The sequence below is a fragment of the Enterococcus sp. 4E1_DIV0656 genome, assembly GCF_002140695.1.
Lineage (GTDB): Bacteria > Bacillota > Bacilli > Lactobacillales > Enterococcaceae > Enterococcus_D > Enterococcus_D entomosocium.
On sequence record NZ_NGLF01000003.1, the window covers coordinates 60248 to 80953 of the forward strand.

Genomic DNA, 20706 nt, shown 5'->3' on the forward strand with positions numbered 1-20706 from the left:
GGCTCATGGCTTACTATTTATTAATTGTAGTTGGTATTTATATGATTTTTCAAACAACTTTTACTAGTACGAGTAATGCTTTATCTAAACTTTTTTTCAAGTTTGTGCCTATGATGCTGGCAATAGCTTGTTTAATGGTCGCAGTAATTAAGCTGAATTTGTTCGGCATTTTGAACTGATTATTTTTCAAATTGATGTAGTTATAGGGGTGTAAAGCGATGAAAAAAATGATTAATAATTGGTGTTCAGCAATACATCATAGAAGGATGATTGCACAAACAAAAAGATTACTCTTACATCACATTAGAAATAAAAGTTATCTCCCATATTTTAATCATCCTAAAAGTGACCATGAGAATGTCTTAGAAATGATTCGCTTTTTTAAAATTGGCTATGAGGATGGTTATTTTGCTCATGGCGATAGTTTTGATGTTGCTCAGTGGATGGACGCTAACAAAGATAAGGTGTTAGAGATTTATGATGGCTTAGTCCAAAAAGCGTAAATATAGTTACTGAGTGCTTAGAACCATGCATTTCCTGTCATTATTTGTATCAAGTAGGAAAGGAAAAAGTATAAATGGATGAAATACTTATTTGTGAACTTAATAAATTCGAAGTAATTGAAAGTCGCAGCACTGGCTGTGAATTGGAATATGTTCTGATAAAAGATACCAAAGAACATAGGGAAAAAATAAATTATTTGCTTTGCACGATTAATACTTGGGCTTATGTACCAGAGAGATTCTCACCAACAATGCATGAGTTTCTTACATTCTGCGAAACAGAGTGTGAAGGGTACTTGGATGTAGCCCATCTGGTTTATAATTTCGTTCAAAATGTAAATTTGGAAAAAATTGAATTTAAACAGAATAAAAATAAATGGGTATCAACTATTTAACGGAGGTTTAAATATTGAGAAATAAGTATCCAGGTTATTGCTATCGTTGTGCTCAACGTGTTGAAAAAGGTAAGGGTCACTTTGAGAGAGTGAAGGGTCACGGATGGCGAGTGCAGCATGCTGAATGCGCTATTAAATTCAGAAAAGTTAAAGAACATCAACAAAGCTAAAAACATTTTCCAACCAAATAAATGATAGGTACATCTGGTAAACAAATAGGAGGAATCGAATGTTGGATATAACGTGTCCTTATTGTGCGACGACTTATAGTACTGAAATAAATGGAAAAGAACCCAATACTGAATTAACAAACGAGAAATGTAATAGTTGCGGAAGATTTTTTGCTTTTGAATATGAATTAAAAGCACTATTACTTCACACAAGGGAATTGAAACCTGCGATTTTTGAATTATCAGTAGGAGACTTAGTTATTCGCAAAGGAGCGCATGAAGCAAAAGTCTATTTTGTAGAAGCTATAGATGAAGATGGTGTTTTGTTAGTAAATGGCATAAATGATGAGCTTTATAGTAATGATAAAGCAGGTATTCAGGATAACTCTTTAGATTATTTCTACGATAATTTCCGTTTATTAGCCAAGAAAGAGAATCTTGAGACTGATTAAATCTGTAAGCGGAAGTATTTAAGTTAATAATCAACAAGATAGTTAATTGGTCGAAGAGAAAACGGAATATGAGGATATAAAATGGACCCAATTTTTGCTAGACTGCATAAAATTATTAAATCTACGATTTGCAAATACAAAGGTCATAACTATGCGGTTTACCCCTATTATTACAAAAATGACCCGTTACCTGAAATGGCTGGAGAGTGTACACGATGTGGACATGACACGCACGAGGATTTACATTATCTGCCAAGATAGTTAATTAGTGGAAGAAATAGTGGAATGGGAGGAATGAGAAATGAATTTAGATGAAGATGTGACGTCAGCTTTAAGTGAAGAGGAATCAAAAATATTCATGAGAATTATTGCTTCGATTGAAATGCAAATAGAGCAAGATGAAACTCCTAGAGATGCTACCTATCTTACATTATCATCATTTCTTTTACGTCAGGTAGATTTAGATAAGCCATTTAACGATAAAGACTTATTTAAAGTGATAGAGGTAGTTATTGCTGATGTAAATGATAGATTTGGGGTTTTCCAGTAAAGACAGAAATTACGGAATGGAGGAAGTCATGGAAGATGAACGAATTGCTGTTATTGATTCTGGTGCAAGAAGGGTGAATCTATCTGAAATGATGCGTTTATCAAAGACGTTAGAGACCATTAGCGGAAGAAACTATCGAAAAGGTAGGGTTATTAAATGCTTTAAGTGCAACTGCGTTGGACAACTACGGAAGATAGATAATTCATATATTTGCATTCAATGCTTAAAGAGGATAGTAGATGATTCCACTATCCACCAAAATAGCAAATTGTAAGGAGGCAGAAAATGGAGCAATCAATCCATATTAATTATACAACTAGAAAATTTTTATGTACAAAATCTTTTTCATCAGAAGGAAGACATTGCTTAAAAGATGAAACTTATACAGCACATCCTATTGGTGGAGGGTATAAGTTAGTGTTTGAGAATGGCGATATGAACTTTACGGATGAACTATTTGAGCGTGTTGTTGAAGCGTGGTCGAATGTTTTAGTTGAAATAACTGCATAGTTTACTATCCGACAAGCTAGAAAAACTAAGTTTGTGACCGTCAATTTTGATGGTCTCAAAAAAGTAGACCGACAGAATTATCAGTCAGTAAAAAGAAAACGAGGTAAGAATGTGAATATAAAAGAAGCCATTCAAGCAATTGGGGACCAGTGTGAATACCCTGGGAATTTTCCGTGTGCGATAGTTCGAACACCTGCCGTATTGGACATCGTTAATAAAATTGATGGACCAAAAGAGGTAAAACTCAACGAGAATCAGCAGATAATTGTCAGAGACGTTAAGGAGGACCACTACGTCTATGGACATTCGAAACTTATTGCTATTCATTCAGCTTTTACATCATATATAACCGGGTATTACCGTAACCACATAAATAGCGATGAAGAGTTCATCCAAGTCTTAGACACTTTGAATGATTGGTTAAAGGAATTGGAGGACGAATGATGGGGCCCAAATTTAGAGCTTGGTATAAAAATGATAATGAAATGATTTCGTGGTCAAGTTTGTTATATGGACATAACTTACGAAATGTTTTTATGAGACCAGACATGTGCGGCCTGATTCTAATGCAATCCACTGAGCTAAATGATAAGCTTGGTGAAGAAATATGGCATAAAGATATTTTAGATGAAACTATTGTTAATCCATTTAGTAGAAAAGAAGAAATTAATAGATACGTTGTTGATAAGAAAGACGGTATGTGGGTGCTTACAGATTCCAAGGGTCTCCAACGCCATGATGAATTTCTCTTTAAGAAGAACAGTCGATGTGTTAAAGTCGGAAACATTTTTGAGAACTCAGAATTATTGGAGAAATCACATGAAAGTTAGTCATTCCGTACTCGTTATATTACTGACAATTGCTGGACTTTGCTGGTTATCATACACGGTTATCGACCAGCATCAAGAAATAGCTCAACTCGAGGAACAGCTTAAGGATGAGCAGCTTAAGTATAAAATGCTCTTTCGTGATGAAAACGTAAGAATGGCCATCGAGAGCGGTGGTTAAAAAAAGGTTGACTATTTTATTGGTTGACATTATCCGTATGTAAGAAGAAGGACTCTCCTTTTCCCCCTCTTGCATACCTGCTTTTAAGATAAGAGGTTCTATTCTTCATCGAATGGATTCTCTTGTCTTTTTCTATATATAGAGGGACATACTCTATTAATCGTTCCTATGAATTGAGATGTAGGAGATTTAGGGGCCTGTACCTGGAAATAGATAGGATATAGAAAATTTTAGGATATCGGAGGTTAGCTATGATTGCTAGTGGAGAATTTGTTAGATATACAAGTGAAATCTTGAAAGTAAAAGCAGTTCTAAATACTGGTGTGATTATGAGACTGCCTGATGACCACTGCAAAGATATTGCATTAGATGGTTTAGATGTCTGGAGTATGAATACTATGCTATATTCATTTTCTGAAATTCAACATATAGGAGAGGTTAGTTAATGCAAGCTTACTTAGTATATGAAAAAGGTAACGAAGAAGCGGGTTCAGATATCGTATTTGCTAAAAATGCACGAGTGGCAAGATATATGATATATGGAACTTACTTAGAGCCAGAGTCTTTTATTGATATTCGAGCTGTTAGAGCTCCGGATTTTGATGACTGTTTATTTTTTAGTGAGCGAGATATTTGTCATAGAAAATGGAAACTTGGTTGGTGGTTTGATGCAGGTGATTTACCAGATGCAGAAACTGCCGATGATGAAGAATTCTTTGAGTGGTATTTCCAAAATTACGAAAGAGAGTGATGCCTCAGTGGCTCAAGAAGATATTTTAAATGGAGCAGTTTTGTTAGAACATTTGGGGTTGTGGGTGAAGCAGAATGGTTCAATTTTCAAGAGACTCCCTAACGGGAAAATTAAAGAAATGAATATATTGAAATTAAAATCTACTTCACGAACATACAAATTTGTAAATCACGCAATCGATGGTGTACAAAAAAGATTTTATCAGCACAGATTAATTGCTGAAGCTTTTTTACCTAATCCACACAACTATAAGATTGCAGAACTCATTGATGGTAACTCAGACAATATTTCTTTAAACAATATACGATGGGTGTCAGCTAGCTATATTAGAGCAAAAGGCAGTATGACTTATGAAGAGAATTCAATCATCTGCAAAAAATGCGGTAAAAGAAACCATAAGTCTTTAAAATCGTGTCAAATATGCGAAAAAAATAAGCTAGATTTTGAACGAAGACTCAATAAATCAGTGGAGATTCTCAGTTACAGAAAAACAGAATGCCAATTAATTAATTTAGTATCTCTTCGTCCTAAAACAAGGCAATATTTTGAATTATATCTCCAGGGGTTAAGCATTACTAATATCGCAAATCAAGGAAATACTACGACCTCAAATGTTTCAGGTATAATCTCTTCTTATGTTTCGAAATCTTTACAGGATAATCCTCTAAATTTTGGAGACCAGATGTCTTCAAAAGTAGTAGAAAACGGAAAGTTGGTTCTATTCGAGGATGGTTCATGCTTTAAGATTTTAAATAATGGGGATTTAGTTCCGGCTATAATGTCCATTGAGGGTGAAAGTGACGGCTTACCCATTACTGCAGTAACGAGAAGAGGTAAGAAAAAGATAGTTTATCTACATAAACTATATGCTAAGACTTTCATTCCTAATCCAAAAAAATATAAACATGTCCAAATTCTTGATAACAATCCCTTCAATATAGTCAAAGAAAACTTACGATGGGTTAGTCAAGATGTGCCATGGGTGGAAGATAATCTGAGTGACAGAGCAAGTTGTCCTAAGTGTAAGACAAATTGTCTAGAAGATGATTTGTGTCCCCTTTGTGAAAAAAAGCGGATATTATTAGAATCTGAAGAAAATAGAAGAAAGAAAAAAATCGCTAATCGTTTAAAAAAATGTGCAAATTTAAATATCCTTCTTTTAAAGAAACGTCCAAAAGAAATTTTCTCGTTATATCTTCAAGGTTTCACCTATAACGAGATTGCAGAAAAGATGGACAGTTCTTCACAGAATATATGTAACGTCATTCGTCATAATATTAAGAAACAATCTGCAGCTTAAAATTTAAGCATAAATAAAAAATGAACGGAGTGTTGATATGAAAGTGAGTGAATTTTTAGAGTCAAAAATTATTAGTGAAACTAGAGTAGTTTCTTTGTTAGAAATGGGAATTGAAGGCCTTCATTTTGACAAAATGGAGCTTGAATATGTTGAAGAGTTTCAAAAATTCAATCCGAATAGTTTTAAGGCCTACAAGATAGCGGAATATTTTCATGAAGATGGTATATCTGAATATGGATACATTAAATTCGATGGTATCGAAATTGCTATTTACAAGAAGTCTTATATTCATCGCTCCATATCATACCGTATTGTGGACCGTAAGAAATACCAAGAGTTCATTAAGTTGTTAACTTTGTTTAAGACGTCGTCTGTTTATGGAGAATCAGCCTATGAAGATGACATAAGTAATTGGCTACCCGTGGATGGTATTACTGTGGAATATAATGTAAATGGTGCTACTACAAGGAAAACTAGACCATACGAAACCTGGACCGAGGAACAAATTTTTACTCGTCGTGAAAACATGGTTCAGTTCCCCGCTGAAAATACTATGAGTTACGGTAGCATTACTTATTATGAAGATACAATCACTGCTCTAGAAGATGAGCTAACCATCCGAAAAGTGCCTTTTACAAAGGCAAAAAGGATAGACTAAAGGATTGAGGGAATCTAATTTTATGAAAAGAATGTTGTGGATAGCTATTTTTCTATCAGTATTTATTCTGTCCGGATGTAAATCCGAAACTGAAGTCGAACGCAATAATTTGCGTGAAGAAATAAACGAACTGCAAGTTGAAAAAGAAGAGCTAAGTAAAACAATATCTTCTTTGTCTTCGGCAAATGATTTTGACCGATATATTGTTGTTGTGGAAGTTGGTCAAGAACATTACTCGATAGATATAGAAGATATGATGAAGGACTCCATGAATCGAATTGAGATTGCATTTCCCGTCGATAAAGCCTATTATGATGCGGTTCAAGTGGGAGATGTAATCGATAATAGTTTTAGAGCAGGTTCCTTTTTTACAAAAGGTTCTTATGGCTCTTGGGATATAAGCATCACAGATAAATATATAGAATAGAGGTTTTCATATGAAATCGGAATTTTTTATAACTTTAATTTTTTGGCTAATAACTTTAGCATTCTTCAAATATTCAACTTTTCAGTGGAGAAAAAGGTATGAGACGCTGCACAGTCTATACGAATCCGAGAAGCGTACTGCTGATACTCTGAAAAACACAAATAAACAAAATACAGAAATGATTACGAACTTGACCAATAGAGTCAATGAGTATAAAAACAAGCCTCTAGACGATTTTGTATTCACACCTCTTCAAGTAAACAAAATTATTTTGAAAATGAAAGAACATGGGCATAGTACCAAAACTATTTCTGATAAATGGCATACTTTTGAAGATTTGTACACCCATCGCATGATTCTATCCTTGTTGGTGGCCTGGTCATTTCCCCAGAACTCATCAAAATCTTTAAAACATGCTGATGGTACTATGTTTGATAATTCATTCATTCTAGTTTTCGATACACCAGCCGGTACTTACTCTTATCATTACGATTTAGAATATTGGGATATGTTTACGGTTAAAGAAACTCCTAATGCACCAGAATACGATGGGCATAAGCCCGAGGATATTTATCGATTATTATCATTATTTAATTAAAACTAAAAAAATATTATTAAGTAGGAGAAGATATGGATACTGTTACTATTACTAGACTAGAATATGACCGCTTAAAAGAAATTGAAGCCGAATGGAAGAAACGGCAGGAGGATATTCACCAAAATAAAAGTCGTCAAAGTGGGGATGGATTAAAATATGAGTTAAATAATCACTTAATCTGGCCCTCTAAAAATCCAAGAGTCAAGTTTTGAATTTATCACAAGGATATAGATACATCATATGGGACCCCAACACTAATAATGGAAGACCTAGTATAAAGGGTACTACTTACGAAGCTTCATTTATTATCGAAATTTTTTTCTCAACTGATACTTTTGAAGAGGGGCACGCCCTTCTGGTCACAAGATACAAATTTAGTGAATCTGAAATTAGCGAAGCAATTAGACTCTTTAAATATGACTGCTTCTTATCTAAAGACTTTGATTAAGGGACCTTGTGTCCCTTTATTCTTGACCTTCAAACTCAATACATATTTGACTTACCTTTCCTTTAGTTTACTCCCTATTACTTCTTGAAAAGTAAGTTGAATATGTATATAGGGAGAACTGTCGTGAAACTTAGTTTTTTAGCTAGCTACTTAGGACGTCATATTTTCTTCATGTGACAATCGTTGTAGGTAAAAGGATAAGAAATGAAAGAGGAGTTCTAGTGAACAAGAAGAAAGTTTTATTATCTGTTGTCGTTGCTTCAGTTTTTGTGTTTGGTGGCATTGTTGGATATGCTGCTTCTACAAAATGGTCATTTGCTCAGAATATTAACCAAATATATGAGAACTTTAGTAAGTCTTTGAGGTACGGAAAAGAAAAAGCACAGGCTGTAGACGAACTGACTGAACAGCTAAAAGCTGAAAGTCAGATAAAGAATGGTCTTCAAGAAGAAATAGCCAGCTTGAGAAAACAAATTCAGGAAAAGATTGACGAAGGTAATAAAAAGGTAGCAGCCAAACAAGCTGAATTAGACCAGAAGCAACTTGAATTAGACAATCGAGTTGCGCAATTAGGTCTCGAAAAACAACAAGCGTTAGATAGCTTGAGGGCTGAGTACGAAAAGAAGATATCAATGATTTCTTCTGAAAATGAAACAGTCATAAGACAATTACAAGACTCTTTATCCTCAAAAGAAAATGCATTATTAGAGTTAAACGGCAAAATTAGTTCAATGTCTTCAGAAATTGAGACTTTGAACAATAGTAAAGAAGACTTGGAGAGAACTGTTGAATCCCTACGGATATATACAGATGAAGAACTCGCTAAGCAAAACAAGTAAATTTATGTTCCCTCTTATTCTGAGAGGGAACTACATAAAAAGGGGGGCCTACTCATGGTAGATATCAGAACAAGCTATATCGTTTATGATGTAAAGATAAACTCACCATCATGCAACAAAGAAATCAAAAACATAACTAAGCTGGAATACCCTCAGGTTAATTTGTTGAAACTTACAAAATCTGACGGGAGCATCGTTCTTATTGTATTAGATTTACTTCATGACCCAGTTATTGAATTAAATGCTTCTGGAGGGCTCGTATAATGGGTATCATAGTTGAAGGTAATATCCTTAATATCAAAGAAGGTATCATCATCCAGCAGGTCAACTGTAAAGGAAAAATGAATTCTGGAATCGCAAAATCCATCGCTACAAAGTATCCGATAGTAAAAGAAAGATATTTAAAGGTTTGTTCTCTGAATACGGCAGATAATTTATTAGGAAAGATGCATTTAGTAAAAGTCGATACTAATTTATTTTTCTTGAACTCTTTTAGCCAGTTCTCCTATGGTCGAGACAAGAATGTTAAGTATACTGATGAGCAGCTGTTAATCAACAATATTAATAGAGCTATGAGCTTGTCGGTACAATATAAATTACCCTTATTTGCACCTTGTTATATCGGTTGTGGATTAGGAAATGGTGTTTGGGAAAATATTTTAAGTGGAACTAAAAATACGCAAGTAACATATTTAAAGATTTAAGGAGGAAAACCAATGTCAGATTATGTATTCTTTTGGGGACATACTGGAGACGGTAAATCTCTTGGAAAAGAAGTTTTTAGCCAATGGTTCCCTGCAAGCTTCCAAGCAGACGGACGTATCTTCAGCACAACAGAGCAATGGATGATGTTTCAAAAGGCTGTTTTGTTTAAAGATAATCATACAGCTAGTTTAATACTTCGTGAACCAGACCCTAAAAAAATTAAAGCACTTGGAAGAAAAGTTAAGAACTTTGATGAAAAGACATGGGATAAATACAAGTACGCTATTGTATTGAAGGGTAACTACTTGAAATTTACACAAAACAGAAAATTGTTGCAGGTACTATTATCATATGAAGGGAAGACATTTGTTGAAGCATCTCCCTATGACAAGGTATGGGGTATAGGCTTAAGAGCAACGGATAAAAGAGCTTTAACTGAAACTACTTGGCAAGGAGAAAATCTTTTAGGAAAGGCTCTAACAAAAATTGCTAACGATTTAAAAGATATGTATTAAAAACAGGAGGGTTCACTGTGGAGAATCATGTTCCTATATTTTTCAAAGATAACCACGATATCTTAAGAGCGGGCTTCTTTATTGGTGAAGTTGAGATTGAAGGAAAACAATACTCAATTATCGGGTCAGGCTCTTCTTCTGAAAAGAACATTTATCTACCTTCTACACGAGTATCTCTAGACCTCAATTATTTAAAAAATCTAGATAGCAAATCAACTATCAGAAATATTGAGAAAGGTGTTTCGCTTTCCAGTAAATCGATGGCTAGCAGAAAGATATGTCATACTTATTATATTGACATATAAATTGAACGGGAATAGAGGTAAATAAAGAAGGGTGGAAGGAAGTTATGAAATTAAGATTAATTAGTGGATACCACATCAATAAGAATGGAGTTTTTAAACAGAAGGAGTTTTATTGGCGTGTTCCCAATACTCCGATATTTAGTAATCTGGCTCCCGGAGATGTTGTTATGGTCCGTTCCAAAGCTCAAGTGTCGCCTGTAGTTGTTGTCTCGGTAATCAATGATGTCAGTATTGATGACTACCGTCAACACAAAGAAGTGACTTCTCTTATGTTTAAGAAAGAGGTACTTAATGAAGTTATGGGAATAAATAAATTGCGATTACCAAACAAGAAACTTAGTGTGTTTATTCCTAAAGCTATTACAAGTATTTAAAAGGGGAGAGGAAGTTTTGCATGATTTAATTATTCCATTAATTAAGAAACTCGATTTAGAGGAAGAACTATTCGAAGTAGCAATTAAATTAACAGATACTGAAAAAAAGACTGTATCTGAATTATATGATTGTTATTTAAGTATGGCCGCTGAACTAGATGATGGACATCAAGCATTTAAATTCACTTTGAATAAGGTGATTGACTCTGCAGAAATTAATCAATCAATACTTTTAGGAATTCTATTTAAGATTAATATGGATGAATATTGTATTACGGAGTTTCAAGATGCATGAAGGCTGGAGTCGTTCTCATAGCAATAGATTGAGCATTTTTTTGGAAATAAAAGTGAAAACTAGAAGTACTCGAAGCATAGATACAAACTACCTTTCAATAAAAAAGTTTGTTGGCAAGAATTATGAGATAGTTGATATTTCTGACGCTATTTTTAATCTAGAAGATTTTAAGGAGTATGATTATTTTACAGAATTTACATTATCTATTGAATTTAACGGTTACATGAACAAATACTGGGGAAATGATATTGGCCGTGGACTTAGAGATTCTCCTGATTTTATCTATGGAGGTAATTTCATATCAGATATTTTGTATGACAAGAATCTACTGCTATTTCAACTGGAATATACAAAGGACAATTTATCACTTAATAACTTAAATTCATTTATTCAGCTTGATTATTTTGAGATAGATTTTAAGAGTAGAAGGCATAATCATATGTCCAGAAAATGGCTAAATTTTCCGTTAAAAATAAATTAAATCTAGGAGGATAAAGATGTTTGAGTTCCTAAAATCACTTATTTATACAGATACAGAACGGTTTTTGTTTTTATCTCAATGCCAATTTCATATTGAGCAAGCAACAGATAGTAGTGCTTCAGAAAAGATACTTAAAAAAGTCAATTTAGAAGAACTAAATCCCAAGTACATCCCATTGAATACGACTGTTAAGATAATCCGTGTAGTTAGTCCTGAAAAAGAAATTCTCTCTGTCGGTGAGACAGTTAAGATAGAGAAGTATGATGAAAGTGGCTTTCCTATGGCGTATACTAATTCTGGTATTCTTACAAGAATTTACCCAGATGCGTATGCTTTAACTACTAATGCTTATCACAATGTAAGATTGAAGGAGCAAAACCGGCTAGGTATTTTAGCAGAAGTAAAAAGTATTCTCTGAATTTATTAATACCTTTCCTAGAAATAGGTTTTTATTAATTAGAGTGATTAAACTAAATGCATTGATAACTAATCTCATAACTTCTTAACACATGATAAACCCATTTTCATTTGAGTATGAAGTCAGTCAGGTTTATGTTATCTGTCAGTGTATGGTAAAAGAGTATCTCGTAATTCATAAAGTTATACTTATTTCTCAAAGTTACGATTAATTGAATCGTAACATGAAATAGACTAACAAGTTGCTCTTTTCCAATTGATATGAAAAAAAAAGCCCTCTTAGTTTCCGCTAAGTGGGCCGTAAATTATTATGCGTAAATAATTATACATTCATTAGGTACTATTATCAATAAACAATCTGCAAACAGGCAATCTATACAAGTATTACAATTTTTATGCTATAGATAAGTCGAGAGACAGGGAAAATCCTGTCTCTTTATTTTGCTATTTGTTTTCGATTAAGGATTCAAGATGAGCTTTTATCGTTGCTGCTTGAGTAACCAACAAGGCTCTCATCGAAGATAAATCAGTCCCCAGGCTCTCTGCAGTTAAAATAGATAGTGATTGGGGAAGTTCGTTAATTTCTTTATTCAAAGCAGTTACTTTTTGGTATAGTTCTCTTTCATTAGTTACACCAATTTTTTTAAAGAACTTAGGTTCAAGATAATCATCTCGGAGTTCAAAGTTTTCATTATCCTCAAATTTTGAAGGGCGCATTTTGAACCATTTTCTCAATTCTTTTTCTGCTTTGAAAAAAGGAAATATTTCCTTCCCAGCTTCCTCAACTGCGACCCCTTGTTCTTCCAATAGTCTCAGAATCGCAATATCGACCAAATCACTGAATTTCAAATCTTTAGAGCGAGCGAACGTTTTTAGCAAGCCAATTGATGTGTCTTTTAAATTAAAGGTGATTCTAGTTGAACTTGTTCTAATCAATGATTCTAAAGAAAATTGTGGTTGGCTTGTATTCATGAATCCAAATGCGTTAGATTTAACAGTATCTTTTGATTTGTCATGGAAATCGTTTAAAGCCGGCATTTCGATATTATCAAATTCAAATTTTTTAGCCATTATTTCTTACCCTTTCCAGACAAAACATCAACACGGTCCATAAGTTCTTTAAATGCATCTGCATAATAGACATTAAGAAGAATGGAATTATCTGAGCCTTTCTCTGAGATTCCGTATTCGCTCCAATCCTGAGCTACGACACGAGCTGGTACCACTGTTTTAAATACACTTGCACCGTAAGTCTCTTGAATTTCAGCTAATTTACGTTTGTTGTGATTGTTTCTATCTCTCATTGTTGCAAGGATGCCTGCCATTTGCACTTGGCTATCCGTTTGCTGCTGAATTCGATAAATAGTATCTAATTGTTCACTTATTCCTTTTACAGATAGGTGATGGGTTTGAGTACTAATTAATGCATAGTCGGCGACACCGATGCCTGCAAGGGATGCAGGTTGCAAGCCTGGAGGATTATCAATAAATATAATGTCATAAGGTAAGGATTTGAGCATAGCTCTAAGAGGTTTGATTACCTGAAGGGCTACCTTTGGTTCGAATCCATAAAGTGATGGTCCGAAAGTAATTAAATCTAGGTTTTCTTTGATTTCATTACTTTGAATATTTTGCTTTAAGAAATCAGAACTGACAATATCTTCAGTATTCTCTGTACCTAAAAGTAAGTCTTTAATTTGGTCTTGCTGGTCCAAATCCATAGCGCAAGTTTCATAATTGCGTTTTGCTGATATAGTTGATAATGCTGCTACAGTAGTTGATTTCCCTGAACCGCCTTTACCATTTGTCACAGAGAAAATAAGAGGTTCAACAAATTTGGGCATTAGTGTTCTCCTTTAAATCTTTTTTCTTTCATTCTACCAGATAATATTTATTTCAACAAATTTTTAAATAAAGTTAGTAATAAAAAAAGTAATAAACATGAGGGGGGGAGTATCGGTTTGTTAAATGAAAGTTAACAGCCATTATTGATGCATTACAGTAATATAATGAGCGTAAGATTAAAAAAATATAAATAGCGATATTTTTTTGCAAAAGATATATATACTATATACTTTATTTTTTTGGGACTATAAATGCTACTATAAGGATTTTTCTCCTTAATCTCGCCAGTAACAATAAAATAATTTTTAGAAAACATAAGAATGTAAACGTTCAAAAAGTAAAAGTTTGATTAGTAATTAAACTAAATTATGAGAATCCTATTATATCAGCACATTAAAAAACGGTTGATATCCTTTAATAACGCTGATTGTAAGTTTTCTGTAAAGAAATAGTTCTCATTTGAGCCGTTTTTTGGCTCCAAAGGCCTTTGAATTTTTGTCATTTTTTATATATAATCACTTTATCGCTTGAGACTGACGTAATTAACAATTCTTCAGGCTTTAAGTAATTTTTTAAACACGTTTCGACCACTAACATTTATATAGGCTGAAGGAGCAAAAAGCATGGTAAAAATTATGGATAAAGAAGAGTTGGTTTCATTGAAGGTTTCTCAAGGCGAAGCAGTTGTAACAGCTGAACCTGTCTTAGAGAAAAAGGCAACAGTTTTACATGTAATTGGTGACAGCAATAACTGTGTTAACGAAGTCAGATATTTGTTGGCTAGAAAAAATGAAGGATATCAAGAGGTGGATATGTCTCAATATGGTATCGTTTTCTTAGGGAATTATTTTAGTGGGGACCCCGGTTTTGTTGAAATGGCAAAATACATGTTGCTACTAAGAAGCTCAGATAGAAAAACGATATTTTTGAGAGGTTACAATGAAACACTTATCGTTAAATACTTATTACAAGAAAAGTTAAATGATTCTGAAGTTGATGATACAATGGAACTTGTTGATTCGATTTCAAGACAGTTAGGATACCCGTTGGAAAACTTACAAGAGATGAATCTTCCCCTTTATAATCTCTTTCTTGAAACAAGATTATGGTACGACAATTATAACTTTATTTTTTGCCCAGCTTCAATAAATCTTGATGCTGCATGGAAAACCACAAGTGTTGACAGATTTTTCCTGGATGAACAGGATATGTCCAACAAGAAGAATCACACAGGAAAAGTTATTGTCTTTGGACATTATGCTTCTTCGGAATTGAATCGTTCTATTGGGCTAAAACAAAGAAAACACGACGTAGCCTTTTGGCAAAGTAATGACCAAACCAAAATATGTTTAAATGGTGAACCTGCTTCGCCTGGTACTGGTAAGGTATTGGGTATGTTCATTCATAACGAAGAAACACACCCACTTTCCAGTCGAGTAGGACGAAAAAAGCCTATTGTTGATGAAATTTGAATATAAAGATTAAAGAAGGATGAGTAAATCCTTCTTTTTTTTTGTGTTTTTTTATTTTTTTGGTGTTTACAAATTGATTGGGTGGGTTTTATTTATGATTAGTCGAGAGGGGCTACGCCCATTATTCAAAAGGAAAAATAAATAAAAAAAAGGTGATTATATGAATGTTAGAGCTGTTCTTTATGTGACCGATTTTCAAAGTAAATGTCCGGATTGTGAAACAGAATTAACAGTTGCCTCTGATGAAGCATTACTTGAAGCTGGAGAAGGTTGTTACCTCTCAGTGTGCCAAGGTTGTGGTCGTGCAGTTGCAATTTTGTCAGAAGACGTCATTCTCCAAAACGAACTCAGAGCAGCATTGCCACTAGAAATAGGATTCTAGAGGGGCTACGCCCATAGGAATTAAAGGGTTCTTAAAACGAAACATTGCCATTATGGCAGTGTCTACACCTGGTTGCGCTGGTGTACTGAAGAAGTTAGCAAAAGACCAAAAACAAAATTATTGGAGGAATTTGACATGTCAAAAAATATTTTGAAGTACCAAGGTAACGTAATTGAAATCCCTGCAGGAGTAACAGTTGAAAATGCTCGTACATTATTGGCTAGTACTTATCCTGAAATCGCAAATGCAGAATACACACAGTCTATGGACCCAGTTACTGGAGATGTAACAACTGAATTCACTGTTAAATCTGGTACAAAAGGTGCGGATACAGTCCAAGCTGTTTACCAAAACAGTACCATCCCATTACCTGCCGGAACGACAGCTGACCAAGCAAAAACATTGCTTGCATTGACTTATCCAGAAATTTCGAATGCTGATGTAAATGAATCAGTTGTAAATGGTGTACGAACTATCGCATTTACTGCTAAGTCTGGTACAAAAGGTGCAGATAGCGTTCAAGCGGTCTATCAAAACAGTATCATCCCATTGCCTGCTGGAACGACAGCTGACCAAGCAAAAACATTGTTGGCTTTAACTTATCCAGAAATTTCAAATGCTGATGTGACTGAAACTGTAGCAAATGGTGTACGTTCAATCACGTTTGCAGCTAAGTCTGGTACAAAAGGTGCAGATACCGTACAAGCGGTTTATCAAAACAGTATTATTCCTTTGCCTGCTGGCACTACGGCTGACCAAGCAAAAACATTGCTTGCTTTGACCTATCCAGAAATTTCAAACGCTGATGTAATCGAAACTGTAGCAAACGGTGTACGTTCAATTACATTTGCAGCTAAATCTGGGACTAAAGGAATTTAATATTCTTTTTCCATTATAGAGAGAGTCGGTCTTTAGGACACTCTCTCTATTTTTAAAAAAAATGAGGTGGCGTTATGTATGACTACGAAACTATTGGTCAATTTTTAGAAAAAAGCGAACTTTTGAAGAGTCCAAATAGTATATCAGATGAACAAAAAAATTTATTACTTATGACAAGGCTGGAATCAGTAGGACAATCAGCTGATGAAAACCAAATTAATGTTCAAAAAGCTATTGTTAACAATGTTCTTACATTCTTCAATAATTCAAAAGAAAAGGTAGAAAATATCTTAGCAGCTCCTATTCCTAAGGAAGAAGTATTCTTACTACTTGATGAAGAAGGGAAAACATTATTTGAAAGATTTTCCAAATTGTCTTTCGAGGAGTTTAATGCTCTTTCGGTGGAAGAAAAAATTGAATTCGGCACACTTAAGTTAAATCTTGTCGCAGCTCTTCAAACAGTTGTGGATAACTATAAAGAACAGCTTGTGCGTCTACAGGACCAGGATTATCGAAAAGTTAGAGATTTAACCAGTAGAATTTCAATGGTACAGAGTATCAACATTCCTATTGACGACGAGGATGATTTTATTTAGAAAGGAGAGTTCCAAGTAAATGGTTAATATTTACGATGCGACACAACTAAGTAATTTTCGAGAATCATTAGAAGTATCGAATTATATTTTGGCCTTATCGATGGCTTCAACAGAGCAAATCGCTGAACAAAATAGAGAAGTTAAATTGTCTGTAAATCCAACTATCAAAAGACATCTAAAAGATTATTTTGGTCTTAATAAAGACAACACAATCTATAGTGGTTCTATGTTTGATTATGATTCTGCCAGTGACTATTTGACACAATTGATTTCACTTCATATCAATACTGATAATTTTTCTTTTTCTACAGGTTTAGAAGAAAGAACATATAACTTTACTTTTAAAGGTAAGAATCAGTTACGTGCTTTGCACCTAGCCCAAATCCATCAAGACAATCCTATTTGGAAGGAAATTGTTGAGGGAGAATTATCTGAAGACGAACTTTCAATGCTAAATACATTAATCGAGATTTTAAATCATCGAACTATCTTTTCAGAAAGTAGTGGGTGGCACAGTGCAGAATCATTTGGAACTCATGGTTTTACCATAGATAAAACTTATGATGTAGGTGACTGGACTTGTATTGTCGATTACACAATGATAATGATTTATGTGCAAATTGCAACTGACTTGTTAGTCTTAAAATATGAACAACTATTAAATGCTTTGAATGAATATCGTGCAAATCAAATTCGTTTCATTAATGAAAATATCAACAAGGGAAGAGCCGCCTTTTCTGATTATTTGAAGAACAAGGTTGTATCCAATACTGATGAGTTTTTAACCGATGAAATGAAGAAATTTATGAGTCAAACCAATGTAGATAAATTGCTGATTTGGGAAGATTTCAGTGATAGAGGTTTGTATTTTAACGTCTACTCTAATGTTAATGATGAAGAAGAGCCTTGGATTATTTTACCGCCAATTCCATTTGAGTCAGTTATTGAAGGGTATACCTATGAAGCTACATTCAAGTATGTAGGAAAAGTAGATAAATCGACTGACGGATATTATCAAGAGCATGAGATGGAGAACGATTATGTATGTGCAATAAATACAGAATTGTTTATGGAAGTTCTTAGACAGGAATACAATATCGATTTATCAAATGCAGAAAAATGGTTTATGAATCAAACTTACGAAATGTTATTTGCACAAGAGCATTTCTCATTTGACGAAATAACTGGAACTTTAGAAGTGGAAAACAACCTTTATGAAGGTGTGTCTTTTATAGAAGATGACCATGGACAAATTTCGTTCTTCTTTGAAGAGGAAGACAATCAGGAAGTCAGAACCAGTTCCGAGTTTAAAGTAAATATTGGTGGGACACCCCCTGTACTAACTGTAAAACATAGGGACCTAGAAAATAGACATGAATTTGAAGAAGGAGAGTTTATCGATAATTCTAAGATACAGACTGTTGGATATGAACTAATTCATTCATTTGAAAATGTTGTACCTACACCAAGTATGTTGATACCTGTTATGGGGCCAGATGGAACTATGCCTTTTGTTATTCGAAACTAGAACGATTATGGAGGAAATTAACCATGCAAGAAACAACTATAAAATTAAATGAATCTGGTATCGCCACGATTCAAACCAATAATTCAGGAATTAATTCTGAGAAGATTATCTCATTTGAACAATTAGGAATGGCGTTTAATTCTTACGCTTCTTTCGAAAGTCCGTTACTACCTGGAGACTCTGGTTTACTAAAGTACACTACATCAGGTGATATTGAAAAGTACATTTACGTAACTCCTCCACAAAAGATTATTACTAATCATTTTTGCGGGGATGAAGACCCTGAAGATTTTGAAACAGCTGTTCCTTATTTAATTTGGTTTATTAAAGTAAGGAAAATTGGTGAAAATCGTCGTGAAATTAGAAGCTCGTATGTGTTTAGTTTACAACATCAAATTTTATCTGAACAAGATACTTTGTATGTTTGTCCGCTTCCGAATGTGTTTGACAATGGAAGCATTTGTTGGGGTAGCTTTAATCCTCAGTTTACTTCTGTTCGTTCTATCCAAAGTATTTTCACTCAGTTTATGGGGTCAAACACAAACCGTGATTTAGAGTGGAGTAGATTTAGTAGTGGTTTAGATAATCCTAGCTCAAGAAGACGTTCAGGAAGTCAGATTCAATCACCAACAGATTATCTTGAAGCATCAGATTACTTCTATAAGCAGGAAAATAAATCTACTGAAGAAATCCTGAGTTATATGCTTTCTAATCTTCGAACTGCAAACCAATCAATTAAGCATGTCTTTGACCGATTATAATAATGAAATGGAGAGATATTAATGTATCAATCAAAAAACACCCCTTTAGTTGGGGCTTATAAAGCACCTGCACCAAAGCCTGTGGAATTAACTCCAGAACTTATTGCTTTTCAACAAAAATTCTTAGCTGAAACTCAAGATAGAAAATTTGCACCGGTCACTGAATACGAAAAAGAAGTGACGATTGTAAGTGCTGGAAATGGTATTTTCCGTGTACGTAAAACGCCAGTAGCGCTATTTATTCAAAAAATTAGCGACGCTAAAATCCCTGGAGTACCGGATATGAAAGAAGAAGCTATTTTGCTTGTTCCCAAAATCCCTATGAAATATATTGTTCAAATTCTTACCTTTTATCGTGATGTTCACGCTAAGGACAAGACGGAAGCTTGTGCAAATTTCTATTGGAATCACAACAATGTTCCAGTACCTAATTATGATGGAGTCGTTCAAGACGGACAACTAATTGTTTTTTGTCCATTCCAGCGCAATAGCAGCGCAGAAACAAACTTCGAATCCGGTGTAAACACTCGTGGTGAAGAAATTGCTTGGTTCCGACAAAACATGTCACCTTTATTAGAAACTCATAGTCATCATACTATGGATGCATTTTGGTCTGGCACTGATGATTCAAATGAGAATTACCCACAGTTTTATCTAGTTTTAGGGAAAATTACTTCTGACCAAATTCGTTTTGAGTTCCGATGGTGTGAAGGGGATAAGAAGATGAACAAACTATCCCCATCTCTTTTAATTGACTGGCCTCAAATTACTCAAGTACAAGAAAAATTTGAAACAACAAAAACAACTATTACAGTGAGTAGTTTAGAAGGTTCGTTTTTACCTGAATCTATTGTTTCTGATTTAGACCAAAATGCATCTTATTCACAAGAGGCTATTGGAGAAGTTAAAACTGAGACACTAACTAAGGATTACGATGGGCCTTTTGAACGTGCTGAATATCCATCAGAATGGTTAGAAAAGCAACATCATCCATCATTTGTCGCATACAACTATGGCGGATTCTACGGAGGTACAGCGGCTGGAAAAAAGTCGGTAGGGACTCCTGGGATTGGGATGACTCCGAATGGGACAACTGGGAGAAATCTAGGGTATCCAAACGTGGGAACAAACCCAAGGGGAATAAAAACGGTAAATGGGGTAGAAGAGTTAAATGATGTTCAACAAGTAGATTTGTTTGAAGACTCTATTGGAGGTAATTATGCCTATCAAGGTTCTTACGAAGATTTCGGAGAGATAGGCATTTATGAAAATTATAACCAACTGCCTTATAAAGAACAGTTAGATGTAGATAATATCGTAAATGAAATGGCAAACGGTCCATTATCTACGCTTGTGAGTTGTATGGATATTGAATTTAACCTAGGTGTCGATTATGACCAAACGTTAACTAAAGAACAGGAAGAAGAAATGAAGGCTATTGAAGATGATGCTCAAGTGTTTTCGGAGAACTTAGTTGAGGCAATCACTAAGAATTCTAACAAAGAAGCATTAAGAACTATTTTAACCACAATGTATAATTAG

At 34.3% G+C, this 20706-nt stretch carries 33 protein-coding genes; 31 read left to right on the forward strand and 2 right to left on the reverse strand.

Features of this window, described 5'->3' with window-relative positions; all coding sequences use genetic code 11:
• The first annotated feature begins 218 nt into the window (after positions 1-218).
• The 24 genes from A5882_RS17760 to A5882_RS17890 all read left to right on the forward strand — a co-directional run bounded on the left by A5882_RS17760 (position 219) and on the right by A5882_RS17890 (position 11702).
• Complete coding sequence (locus A5882_RS17760) at positions 219-503, forward strand: hypothetical protein (protein ID WP_086373269.1); 285 nt, start codon at positions 219-221, stop codon at positions 501-503.
• Between the two features lie 74 nt (positions 504-577).
• Complete coding sequence (locus tag A5882_RS17765; protein WP_086373270.1) at positions 578-898, forward strand: hypothetical protein; 321 nt, start codon at positions 578-580, stop codon at positions 896-898.
• A gap of 229 nt (positions 899-1127) precedes the next feature.
• Positions 1128-1520, forward strand: coding sequence for a hypothetical protein (locus A5882_RS17770; RefSeq protein WP_086373271.1), 393 nt, complete (start codon positions 1128-1130; stop codon positions 1518-1520).
• A 301-nt stretch (positions 1521-1821) separates the two neighbouring features.
• On the forward strand, positions 1822-2070 hold the full coding sequence (locus A5882_RS17780; RefSeq protein WP_086373273.1) for a hypothetical protein: 249 nt from the start codon (positions 1822-1824) through the stop codon (positions 2068-2070).
• A 285-nt stretch (positions 2071-2355) separates the two neighbouring features.
• Positions 2356-2580, forward strand: a complete 225-nt coding sequence (locus tag A5882_RS17790; RefSeq protein WP_086373275.1) for a hypothetical protein — start codon at positions 2356-2358, stop codon at positions 2578-2580.
• Between the two features lie 111 nt (positions 2581-2691).
• Complete coding sequence (locus A5882_RS20025) at positions 2692-3024, forward strand: hypothetical protein (protein ID WP_217808284.1); 333 nt, start codon at positions 2692-2694, stop codon at positions 3022-3024.
• Positions 3024-3410 (forward strand): YopX family protein, encoded by a 387-nt coding sequence (locus A5882_RS17800; RefSeq protein WP_086373277.1) that lies wholly within the window; start codon positions 3024-3026, stop codon positions 3408-3410. The genes A5882_RS20025 and A5882_RS17800 overlap by 1 nt, the downstream gene beginning before the upstream one ends.
• Complete coding sequence (locus A5882_RS17805) at positions 3400-3588, forward strand: hypothetical protein (protein ID WP_086373278.1); 189 nt, start codon at positions 3400-3402, stop codon at positions 3586-3588. Before A5882_RS17800 ends, A5882_RS17805 begins: the two co-directional genes overlap by 11 nt.
• Positions 3589-3839: 251 nt before the next feature.
• On the forward strand, positions 3840-4034 hold the full coding sequence (locus A5882_RS17810) for a hypothetical protein (protein ID WP_086373279.1): 195 nt from the start codon (positions 3840-3842) through the stop codon (positions 4032-4034).
• Positions 4034-4339, forward strand: a complete 306-nt coding sequence (locus A5882_RS17815) for a hypothetical protein (RefSeq protein WP_086373280.1) — start codon at positions 4034-4036, stop codon at positions 4337-4339. The genes A5882_RS17810 and A5882_RS17815 overlap by 1 nt, the downstream gene beginning before the upstream one ends.
• Positions 4275-5639 (forward strand): hypothetical protein, encoded by a 1365-nt coding sequence (locus A5882_RS17820; RefSeq protein ID WP_139843256.1) that lies wholly within the window; start codon positions 4275-4277, stop codon positions 5637-5639. Before A5882_RS17815 ends, A5882_RS17820 begins: the two co-directional genes overlap by 65 nt.
• 37 nt (positions 5640-5676) lie before the next feature.
• Positions 5677-6297: a hypothetical protein gene (locus tag A5882_RS17825; RefSeq protein ID WP_086373282.1), complete on the forward strand. Its 621-nt coding sequence runs from the start codon at positions 5677-5679 to the stop codon at positions 6295-6297.
• Between the two features lie 22 nt (positions 6298-6319).
• Entirely contained in the window at positions 6320-6724 is a 405-nt protein-coding gene (locus A5882_RS17830; RefSeq protein ID WP_086373283.1) for a hypothetical protein, read from the forward strand.
• A gap of 10 nt (positions 6725-6734) precedes the next feature.
• Positions 6735-7322, forward strand: coding sequence for a hypothetical protein (locus A5882_RS17835; protein WP_086373284.1), 588 nt, complete (start codon positions 6735-6737; stop codon positions 7320-7322).
• A gap of 32 nt (positions 7323-7354) precedes the next feature.
• Complete coding sequence (locus A5882_RS17840; protein ID WP_086373285.1) at positions 7355-7534, forward strand: hypothetical protein; 180 nt, start codon at positions 7355-7357, stop codon at positions 7532-7534.
• Between the two features lie 457 nt (positions 7535-7991).
• Entirely contained in the window at positions 7992-8609 is a 618-nt protein-coding gene (locus tag A5882_RS17850) for a hypothetical protein (RefSeq protein ID WP_086373287.1), read from the forward strand.
• 54 nt (positions 8610-8663) lie between these two features.
• A complete protein-coding gene (locus A5882_RS17855; RefSeq protein ID WP_086373288.1) occupies positions 8664-8873 on the forward strand; it encodes a hypothetical protein in 210 nt (69 codons plus the stop codon).
• Complete coding sequence (locus tag A5882_RS17860) at positions 8873-9313, forward strand: macro domain-containing protein (RefSeq protein WP_086373289.1); 441 nt, start codon at positions 8873-8875, stop codon at positions 9311-9313. Before A5882_RS17855 ends, A5882_RS17860 begins: the two co-directional genes overlap by 1 nt.
• A 12-nt stretch (positions 9314-9325) precedes the next feature.
• Positions 9326-9829 carry an NADAR family protein gene (locus tag A5882_RS17865; protein ID WP_086373290.1) on the forward strand — a complete coding sequence of 168 codons (504 nt, stop codon included), beginning with the start codon at positions 9326-9328 and terminating at the stop codon, positions 9827-9829.
• 17 nt (positions 9830-9846) lie between these two features.
• Positions 9847-10134, forward strand: a complete 288-nt coding sequence (locus A5882_RS17870) for a hypothetical protein (RefSeq protein WP_086373291.1) — start codon at positions 9847-9849, stop codon at positions 10132-10134.
• Between the two features lie 44 nt (positions 10135-10178).
• On the forward strand, positions 10179-10508 hold the full coding sequence (locus A5882_RS17875) for a DUF5839 family protein (RefSeq protein ID WP_086373292.1): 330 nt from the start codon (positions 10179-10181) through the stop codon (positions 10506-10508).
• Between the two features lie 16 nt (positions 10509-10524).
• The gene (locus tag A5882_RS17880) at positions 10525-10803 is read left to right on the forward strand and encodes a hypothetical protein (RefSeq protein ID WP_086373293.1); all 279 of its coding nucleotides are present in this window, start codon (positions 10525-10527) and stop codon (positions 10801-10803) included.
• Entirely contained in the window at positions 10796-11284 is a 489-nt protein-coding gene (locus A5882_RS17885) for a hypothetical protein (protein ID WP_086373294.1), read from the forward strand. Before A5882_RS17880 ends, A5882_RS17885 begins: the two co-directional genes overlap by 8 nt.
• 16 nt (positions 11285-11300) lie before the next feature.
• The gene (locus A5882_RS17890) at positions 11301-11702 is read left to right on the forward strand and encodes a hypothetical protein (RefSeq protein ID WP_086373295.1); all 402 of its coding nucleotides are present in this window, start codon (positions 11301-11303) and stop codon (positions 11700-11702) included.
• Between the two features lie 443 nt (positions 11703-12145).
• Here A5882_RS17890 and A5882_RS17895 read toward each other — a convergent pair whose 3' ends face one another.
• Positions 12146-12772 (reverse strand): hypothetical protein, encoded by a 627-nt coding sequence (locus tag A5882_RS17895; protein ID WP_086373296.1) that lies wholly within the window; start codon positions 12770-12772, stop codon positions 12146-12148.
• Entirely contained in the window at positions 12772-13545 is a 774-nt protein-coding gene (locus A5882_RS17900; RefSeq protein ID WP_086373297.1) for a ParA family protein, read from the reverse strand. The genes A5882_RS17895 and A5882_RS17900 overlap by 1 nt, the downstream gene beginning before the upstream one ends.
• 624 nt (positions 13546-14169) lie before the next feature.
• Between A5882_RS17900 and A5882_RS17905 the strand changes: the two genes are divergently transcribed.
• The 7 genes from A5882_RS17905 to A5882_RS17935 all read left to right on the forward strand — a co-directional run bounded on the left by A5882_RS17905 (position 14170) and on the right by A5882_RS17935 (position 20706).
• Positions 14170-15018 carry a hypothetical protein gene (locus A5882_RS17905; protein WP_086373298.1) on the forward strand — a complete coding sequence of 283 codons (849 nt, stop codon included), beginning with the start codon at positions 14170-14172 and terminating at the stop codon, positions 15016-15018.
• 160 nt (positions 15019-15178) lie between these two features.
• Positions 15179-15400 carry a hypothetical protein gene (locus A5882_RS17910; RefSeq protein ID WP_086373299.1) on the forward strand — a complete coding sequence of 74 codons (222 nt, stop codon included), beginning with the start codon at positions 15179-15181 and terminating at the stop codon, positions 15398-15400.
• 135 nt (positions 15401-15535) lie between these two features.
• Complete coding sequence (locus A5882_RS17915; protein WP_086373300.1) at positions 15536-16279, forward strand: hypothetical protein; 744 nt, start codon at positions 15536-15538, stop codon at positions 16277-16279.
• A 74-nt stretch (positions 16280-16353) separates the two neighbouring features.
• Positions 16354-16875: a hypothetical protein gene (locus tag A5882_RS17920; protein WP_086373301.1), complete on the forward strand. Its 522-nt coding sequence runs from the start codon at positions 16354-16356 to the stop codon at positions 16873-16875.
• 19 nt (positions 16876-16894) lie between these two features.
• Entirely contained in the window at positions 16895-18403 is a 1509-nt protein-coding gene (locus tag A5882_RS17925; protein WP_086373302.1) for a hypothetical protein, read from the forward strand.
• 23 nt (positions 18404-18426) lie between these two features.
• Positions 18427-19164 (forward strand): hypothetical protein, encoded by a 738-nt coding sequence (locus A5882_RS17930; protein WP_086373303.1) that lies wholly within the window; start codon positions 18427-18429, stop codon positions 19162-19164.
• A gap of 21 nt (positions 19165-19185) precedes the next feature.
• Entirely contained in the window at positions 19186-20706 is a 1521-nt protein-coding gene (locus A5882_RS17935) for a Mov34/MPN/PAD-1 family protein (RefSeq protein ID WP_086373304.1), read from the forward strand.

Coding starts and splice junctions, on each gene's coding strand:
- A5882_RS17840 (WP_086373285.1), top strand. CDS start 7,355: ATGGATACTGTTACTATTACTAGACTAGAATATGACCGCTTAAAAGAA.
- A5882_RS17780 (WP_086373273.1), top strand. CDS start 1,822: ATGAATTTAGATGAAGATGTGACGTCAGCTTTAAGTGAAGAGGAATCA.
- A5882_RS17815 (WP_086373280.1), top strand. CDS start 4,034: ATGCAAGCTTACTTAGTATATGAAAAAGGTAACGAAGAAGCGGGTTCA.
- A5882_RS17810 (WP_086373279.1), top strand. CDS start 3,840: ATGATTGCTAGTGGAGAATTTGTTAGATATACAAGTGAAATCTTGAAA.
- A5882_RS17915 (WP_086373300.1), top strand. CDS start 15,536: ATGTCAAAAAATATTTTGAAGTACCAAGGTAACGTAATTGAAATCCCT.
- A5882_RS17800 (WP_086373277.1), top strand. CDS start 3,024: ATGGGGCCCAAATTTAGAGCTTGGTATAAAAATGATAATGAAATGATT.
- A5882_RS17770 (WP_086373271.1), top strand. CDS start 1,128: ATGTTGGATATAACGTGTCCTTATTGTGCGACGACTTATAGTACTGAA.
- A5882_RS17825 (WP_086373282.1), top strand. CDS start 5,677: ATGAAAGTGAGTGAATTTTTAGAGTCAAAAATTATTAGTGAAACTAGA.
- A5882_RS17805 (WP_086373278.1), top strand. CDS start 3,400: ATGAAAGTTAGTCATTCCGTACTCGTTATATTACTGACAATTGCTGGA.
- A5882_RS17835 (WP_086373284.1), top strand. CDS start 6,735: ATGAAATCGGAATTTTTTATAACTTTAATTTTTTGGCTAATAACTTTA.
- A5882_RS17895 (WP_086373296.1), bottom strand. CDS start 12,772: ATGGCTAAAAAATTTGAATTTGATAATATCGAAATGCCGGCTTTAAAC.
- A5882_RS17910 (WP_086373299.1), top strand. CDS start 15,179: ATGAATGTTAGAGCTGTTCTTTATGTGACCGATTTTCAAAGTAAATGT.
- A5882_RS17890 (WP_086373295.1), top strand. CDS start 11,301: ATGTTTGAGTTCCTAAAATCACTTATTTATACAGATACAGAACGGTTT.
- A5882_RS17935 (WP_086373304.1), top strand. CDS start 19,186: ATGTATCAATCAAAAAACACCCCTTTAGTTGGGGCTTATAAAGCACCT.
- A5882_RS17830 (WP_086373283.1), top strand. CDS start 6,320: ATGAAAAGAATGTTGTGGATAGCTATTTTTCTATCAGTATTTATTCTG.
- A5882_RS17765 (WP_086373270.1), top strand. CDS start 578: ATGGATGAAATACTTATTTGTGAACTTAATAAATTCGAAGTAATTGAA.
- A5882_RS17790 (WP_086373275.1), top strand. CDS start 2,356: ATGGAGCAATCAATCCATATTAATTATACAACTAGAAAATTTTTATGT.
- A5882_RS17885 (WP_086373294.1), top strand. CDS start 10,796: ATGCATGAAGGCTGGAGTCGTTCTCATAGCAATAGATTGAGCATTTTT.
- A5882_RS17855 (WP_086373288.1), top strand. CDS start 8,664: ATGGTAGATATCAGAACAAGCTATATCGTTTATGATGTAAAGATAAAC.
- A5882_RS17865 (WP_086373290.1), top strand. CDS start 9,326: ATGTCAGATTATGTATTCTTTTGGGGACATACTGGAGACGGTAAATCT.
- A5882_RS17900 (WP_086373297.1), bottom strand. CDS start 13,545: ATGCCCAAATTTGTTGAACCTCTTATTTTCTCTGTGACAAATGGTAAA.
- A5882_RS17875 (WP_086373292.1), top strand. CDS start 10,179: ATGAAATTAAGATTAATTAGTGGATACCACATCAATAAGAATGGAGTT.
- A5882_RS17820 (WP_139843256.1), top strand. CDS start 4,275: ATGCAGAAACTGCCGATGATGAAGAATTCTTTGAGTGGTATTTCCAAA.
- A5882_RS17920 (WP_086373301.1), top strand. CDS start 16,354: ATGTATGACTACGAAACTATTGGTCAATTTTTAGAAAAAAGCGAACTT.
- A5882_RS17925 (WP_086373302.1), top strand. CDS start 16,895: ATGGTTAATATTTACGATGCGACACAACTAAGTAATTTTCGAGAATCA.
- A5882_RS17860 (WP_086373289.1), top strand. CDS start 8,873: ATGGGTATCATAGTTGAAGGTAATATCCTTAATATCAAAGAAGGTATC.
- A5882_RS17930 (WP_086373303.1), top strand. CDS start 18,427: ATGCAAGAAACAACTATAAAATTAAATGAATCTGGTATCGCCACGATT.
- A5882_RS17905 (WP_086373298.1), top strand. CDS start 14,170: ATGGTAAAAATTATGGATAAAGAAGAGTTGGTTTCATTGAAGGTTTCT.
- A5882_RS17760 (WP_086373269.1), top strand. CDS start 219: ATGAAAAAAATGATTAATAATTGGTGTTCAGCAATACATCATAGAAGG.